The organism is Halomonas sp. 707B3 (genome assembly GCF_024158645.1).
Classification (GTDB): domain Bacteria; phylum Pseudomonadota; class Gammaproteobacteria; order Pseudomonadales; family Halomonadaceae; genus Vreelandella; species Vreelandella lionensis.
The window spans coordinates 23,176-29,617 of the sequence record NZ_JAMZBE010000031.1; the positions used below are offsets into that span (position 1 = coordinate 23,176).

Sequence of the window (6,442 nt, forward strand, 5' to 3'; positions counted from 1 at the left end):
CTGTCAGGCTGAGCCTCTGGCTATTTGTATGCATTAACATGACATTACCGGCGAAGCACCTCCCCTTCGCCGTCTTTATTTGTACTGCCTAACCGGAATTATCACTCACCATGTCCAATACTGCCCCGCGCAACATTCTGGTGACGAGCGCCCTTCCCTATGCCAATGGCGCTATTCACTTAGGCCACCTGCTTGAGTACATCCAAACGGATATCTGGGTACGCTTCCAAAAGAGCCGTGGCCAGCAGTGTTACTACGTTTGTGCTGACGATGCTCACGGCACCGCGATTATGCTGCGTGCCGAGCAGGAAGGCATTTCCCCTGAAGCACTGATTGAACGCGTTTCCCAAGACCACCAGGAAGATTTCGCCCGCTTTGGCGTGGGGTTCGATAACTACCACTCCACCCACTCGGATGAGAACCGCTACTTCAGCGAGTTGATCTACACCCGCCTGCGCGATAAAGGCCATATTGCCACTCGCGATATCGAGCAGATGTTCGACCCGCAGAAAGGTCTGTTTCTAGCCGATCGCTTCATCAAAGGCACCTGCCCGAAGTGCCACGCGGTCGATCAGTACGGCGATAACTGCGAAAAGTGCGGCGCAACCTACACACCTGCGGACCTGATCAATCCAGTTTCCGCCATCTCCGGTGCCACGCCCGAAGTACGCAGCTCCACGCACTACTTCTTCAAACTGCCGGACTTCGCCGACTTCCTGCAGCAGTGGATCAATGATGGCCACGTACAGCCACAAATCCGCAATAAGCTAATGGAGTGGTTTGAGTCTGGCTTTAACGAGTGGGATATTTCCCGCGATGCGCCCTACTTTGGTTTTGAGATTCCCGATGCGCCCGGCAAATACTTCTATGTATGGCTAGACGCCCCCATCGGCTATCTCGCCAGCTTTAAAAACCTCTGCGAGCGCGAAGGTATTGATTTCGATCGCTTCTGGGAAAAAGACTCAGACGCGGAGGTCTACCACTTCATTGGTAAAGACATCGTCTATTTCCACGCGCTGTTCTGGCCTGCCATGCTCCACGGTGCTGATTTGCGCACCCCCACGGCGGTAAACTGCCACGGCTTTTTGACCGTCGATGGTGCGAAGATGTCGAAATCGCGCGGCACCTTCATCAAGGCTGCCACTTACGCTGAACATCTCAACCCCGAGTACCTGCGTTACTACTTTGCCGCCAAGCTCACCTCCAAGGTGGATGATCTTGACCTAAATCTTGAAGACTTCGCTGCCCGAGTGAATTCAGATCTCGTCGGTAAGGTCGTGAACATTGCCAGTCGCTGTGCCGGTTTTGTCAAAAAACTCGGGGGCGGCACCCTCTCTGAGCACTGTGCCGAGCCGCAGATGGTTGCCCGCTTTATCGCTGCCGGTGACGACATTGCCGCCGACTTTGAAGCGCGTGAGTTTAGCCGCGCCATGCGCAAAATTATGGAATTGGCCGATGAAGCCAATACCTATATCGCTGAAAAAGAGCCCTGGGCACTTGCCAAGCAGGATGGTCGCGATCAAGAAGTACTGGAAATCTGCTCGGTGGGTATCAACCTATTCCGCCAGCTCATGGTGTATCTGGCACCGGTGGTGCCCACCATGGCAGAGCAAGCCCGTGAGTTTATAAATATTGACACTCTTGATTGGGAAAGCCGTGGTAATGTGCTGGTCAACCACCCGATCAACAAATTCAAACCGCTGATGACCCGAGTTGAACGGGACAAAATCGATGCCATGATCGACGCATCAAAAGAGGATCTGGTAGAAGAGCAGAAGCTAAAAAACACCCCGAAAGGCCCGCTAGCAGACGAGCCAATCGCGGATGAAATTAGCTTTGATGAGTTTGCCAAGGTTGACCTGCGCATTGCTCGGATTGCCAAAGCACAATATGTCGAGGGTGCTGACAAGCTACTACAGCTTACCCTGGATTTGGGTGGCGAAACCCGCAACGTCTTCTCTGGCATTCGTTCTGCGTACTCTCCAGAAGCCCTGGAAGGCCGCCTGACGGTGATGGTCGCCAACTTGGCGCCCCGCAAGATGCGCTTTGGTGTATCCGAAGGCATGGTGCTTGCTTCAGCGAATAAAGAGGGTATTTATCTGCTCTCGCCGGATGCTGGCGCCGAGCCGGGTCAGCGTGTAACGTAACGCCGCCATTCACGGATGAAAGGGGCAAGGCGAACAGCCTGCCCCTTTTGTTTTTAGGCTACTTTCATTTAGACCCATTAATGGCCGTCATAAACATCAATACGAGTTTGCTCTATGGGCCAGCGCCTCTCTCTATCATTGCGTTTTCGTTTCTTTGCCGTATTAGGCGGGTTATTAATCGTCGCAATGATAGCGCTCGCGGTCATCAGCAAATGGTTGATTTTCCCAGCGCTACAGGCTGAAGAACACACCGCCGTGCAGCGCGAACTAGATCGGGCTGAGCGCAGCCTAATGCTCAATCAAGAGAGCCTGCTCGCCCAGGCACGGGACTGGGCGAACTGGGATGATAGCTACCAGTTTCTTGAAGGTAGCAACCCTCGCTATACCGAGGTCAACTTTAGCCAGCAGATGTTTGAAGACATGAACTACCACCTTATGGCGTTTTTTACCCTAGCAGGCGATGTTCATTTCTTGGCGGGGCTAGATCCAGTTACCGGTCGCTATCAAACCTGTACCGCAGCCGTTAACCGCTGTGGATGGATGGCCCCTTGGGTCGAGACGATGCAATCAGCCATCGCAAACCAGGTTGACCCGATAACGCTTTATATCGAACAGTGGCCCGCCATCGTGGCGGCTAGCCAAATTTTACGTACCGATGAGAGCGGCCCACCCAACGGCTGGCTGTTTAAAGTCCGAGCCATGGATGATGCCTGGCTTGAGCGCATGGCCGATTACACCGGGCTCCCCATATCGCTCAACGTCACACCCTACAACGCTGCAAAGGCTACCGAACTCACGTTTTCGGGCGACCAAGCCCGAGCATCACAGCAGTTTCCCGCCTTGGGAACGAACGAGGCTGTGTCGCTGGAGATCGAGTTAAATCGCGTGCAGTACCTCGCAAGCCTCGCCACCTTTCGCTACATCCTGCTCTGGACAGCCGGTTTGATGCTGCTTGTCATTGGCATGGTGCTATTACTGCTCGAGCGAATGGTGCTGAAGCCACTGCGCCAGCTCACCGCGTTCACACAGTCTGCGGGCCAGCTTAATGACAGTAATGGTTTAACCCAACGTCGCGATGAAATCGGTATCCTATCCAGAGCCTTTTCAGAACAGCTCAGCTGCCAACAGCAGCTCAATGCGGAACTGCTCCGCATGTCGACCCATGACTCACTGACGGAGCTTCCCAACCGGCGGTTATTCGATCAGCGCTTAACCTTAGCGGTGAGCCAAGCCAGTGCAGACAGTGAACCACTGGCCGTCATGATGCTGGATATCGATCACTTCAAACTCTACAACGACTATTATGGCCATCAGAAAGGAGACGAGTGCTTACAGCAAGTGGCGACGGCGCTGCATGGCATAGCCAACCAACATGACTTTCTTATTGCTCGTACCGGTGGAGAGGAGTTTAGCGCGCTGCTGCCAGGTATTACCCCGAAAGAGGCTACCGAATTTGCCAATGCGCTGATTGAGGCAGTCGACCAGCTTATGCTGCCCCACACCACGTCACCTGTTAGCCGCTATGTCACCATTAGCTTAGGCATCGGTATGCTAGAAGATAGTGAAACATCATTGCCAAGCGCAGTTATGGGCACCGCTGACCAAGCACTGTATTTAGCCAAAGCCAGCGGCCGCCACTGCATGGCTCTCTACAAGCCCCCTCTAGCCAGCCACCCTATTTCTAAGCAAAATACGCCGTCATGAATGAACTCTTCGTTATTTTGGTCAGCACCGCGCTGGTCAACAATTTTGTGTTGGTCCAATTTCTTGGGCTATGCCCGTTTATGGGTGTCTCGAACAAGCTCGAATCGGCAATGGGCATGTCGTTGGCCACCACGTTCGTGTTGACGCTAGCCTCTGCCGCTAGCTATGTGGTTTATCACGGCTTGCTGGTGCCCTTTGATATTACCTATCTGCGTACCATTAGCTTTATCGTCGTGATTGCCGCCGTGGTGCAGTTCACGGAAATCATGGTGCGCCAGCTCAGTCCGTTACTGCATCAGGTGCTGGGTATTTTTCTGCCACTGATTACCACCAACTGCGCCGTCCTCGGCGTGGCGCTGCTGTCGCTGAACCGAGAGCTGAGCTTTTTCCATACCACGCTGTATGGCCTGGGCGCTGCGTTAGGCTTTTCGCTGGTGCTTGTACTGTTTGCCGCCATGCGCGAACGCTTGGCTAGCGCAGATGTACCCAAGCCCTTTCGTGGTGCCGCTATCGCCATGATTACCGCCAGCCTCATGTCGTTGGCATTTCTCGGATTTTCCGGACTGGTACAGGGGTAACGGCCATGAGCGATTCATTTTCATGGTGGGGCGTGCTTAGCGCCGTCGGCGTACTCACCGGCCTGGGCATCACCTTTGGCGCGCTACTCGGCATGGCGAGCGCGCGCTTTAAAGGTGAAGAGAACCCGCTGGTTGAGAAAATTGATGCGCTGCTGCCACAAACCCAATGTGGCCAGTGCGGCTATCCCGGCTGTCGCCCCTACGCTGAAGCGATCAATCAGGGCGACGCCATCAATAAATGCCCTCCCGGCGGTGAGGCAACTATTCTCGCCCTAGCGGATATGCTCGGCCGTGACCCTGCCCCGCTAGATGGGGAAGCAGCCAGTGAAGATACCGTGGCGTATATCCGTGAAGCCGAGTGTATCGGCTGCACCAAGTGCATTCAGGCGTGCCCGGTAGATGCCATTATTGGCGCGGCTAAACAGATGCATACCGTAATCGAAGACGAGTGCACCGGCTGCGACCTCTGCGTAGCCCCCTGCCCGGTGGACTGCATCGACATGCTGCCCAGACGCAAGCCGCTGACACAGTGGGAGCCCATCGTGAGCGACCGCCAGCCATTAAGGAGCGCGCATGCCGGCCTATGAATTTCCCGGTGGCATCTACCCGCCCGAGCGTAAAGAGCGTTCTAATCAAGCGCCGCTGCGCACCGCGCCGTTGCCCAGTGAGGTAACGCTACCGATGTCGCAGCATACCGGCAAGGCAGCGTTGCCCTGCGTCAACGTGGGCGATACAGTCAAAACAGGTACGCTAGTCGCCCGCCGAGATGGCATGGTCTCAGCCAACGTGCACGCCAGTATCAGCGGCACCGTGATCGAGATAACTGACAGCGTGATCATCATTCAAGGCGATGGCGAAGATCGCTGGGCCACGCTGCCACCGCTGGATTGGCGAACCACAGAGCGCGACGCGCTGCTGGAACGGCTAGATGACAGCGGGCTTATTGGGCTAGGGGGGGCTGGCTTTCCGGCCTATATCAAAGCTCAAGTCAACGAGCACCACGCCATTGATACGCTGGTGGTCAATGCCGCCGAATGTGAGCCTTACATTACCGCTGATGACCTCACGCTTCGCCACTATGCGGCGGATGTGCTTGAGGGGGCTCAATTGCTGGCCCGCCTATGTGGAGCCGCGCACATCATCGTCGGTATTGAAGATAACAAGCCTGAGGCTATTCAGGCGCTACAAGCTCTTCTTACGGTCATTGCTGACAGCGAACCGCTCGCGAGCGTGACGCTGAAGATAATCGAAACCCGCTATCCCAGCGGCGGAGAGCGCCAGCTGATTAAAAAGCTGCTGAACCGCGAAGTGCCTAGCGGTGGGCTACCGGCGGATATCGGCGTGCTATGCCACAACCCCGGAACGCTGCTCGCGGCTCTGCAAGCGGTACGCGACGGACTACCGCTGGTCGCAAGGGTCGTTACCCTAACTGGTGATGCCATTACCCAGCCCGGCAACTACTGGGTTCGTGTAGGCACCTCGGTAGACGCGCTGCTGGCGCAGGTTGGCGTGGACGACGAGCAGTTGCATCAAGTGGTGGTCGGCGGGCCGATGATGGGCACGCCGCTTACGTCATTAGACACTCCCGTCACCAAAACGACCAACTGCCTGATTGCCGCGACAAAAGAGGAGCTGCCGCCAGCACCCGCAGAAGCCCCCTGCATTCGCTGCGGCGCTTGTGAAAGTGTGTGCCCTGCTCAACTGCTTCCCCAGCAGTTGCACTGGTACGCCCGTGCCGAAAACGATGCCGCCCTTGAAGCCCATCATCTGTTCGACTGTATTGAGTGCGGTGCCTGCAGCTACGTTTGCCCCAGCGCGATCCCTTTGGTGCAGGACTACCGCTCCTCCAAACAGCGCATCCGGTATAAACGCATCGAAACCGCCAAAGCGGAACACGCCAAGCACCGCTTTGAGTTCCGCCAAGCGCGGCTGGCCAGGGAAGAAGCGGAGAAGAAGGCGCGCCGTCAGGCACGGCTCGCCCAGCAGCAGTCCGCTTCCAGCGACGCTAAGGGC

The 6,442-nt window shown here is 56.0% G+C and carries 5 protein-coding genes; all 5 read left to right on the top strand.

The window, feature by feature from the left end:
* Positions 1-110 precede the first annotated feature (110 nt).
* Positions 111-2,147, top strand: a complete 2,037-nt coding sequence (metG, locus tag BIS10_RS06395; RefSeq protein WP_253503564.1) for a methionine--tRNA ligase — start codon at positions 111-113, stop codon at positions 2,145-2,147.
* 114 nt (positions 2,148-2,261) lie between these two features.
* On the top strand, positions 2,262-3,851 hold the full coding sequence (locus BIS10_RS06400) for a diguanylate cyclase domain-containing protein (RefSeq protein ID WP_253503567.1): 1,590 nt from the start codon (positions 2,262-2,264) through the stop codon (positions 3,849-3,851).
* A complete protein-coding gene (rsxA, locus tag BIS10_RS06405; protein WP_044627977.1) occupies positions 3,848-4,429 on the top strand; it encodes an electron transport complex subunit RsxA in 582 nt (193 codons plus the stop codon). The genes BIS10_RS06400 and rsxA overlap by 4 nt, the downstream gene beginning before the upstream one ends.
* Positions 4,430-4,434: 5 nt before the next feature.
* Positions 4,435-5,016, top strand: coding sequence for an electron transport complex subunit RsxB (rsxB, locus tag BIS10_RS06410; protein ID WP_044627978.1), 582 nt, complete (start codon positions 4,435-4,437; stop codon positions 5,014-5,016).
* A partial coding sequence (gene rsxC, locus BIS10_RS06415) for an electron transport complex subunit RsxC (protein ID WP_253503569.1) occupies positions 5,003-6,442 on the top strand: 1,440 nt, incomplete at its 3' end. The genes rsxB and rsxC, both read left to right, overlap by 14 nt.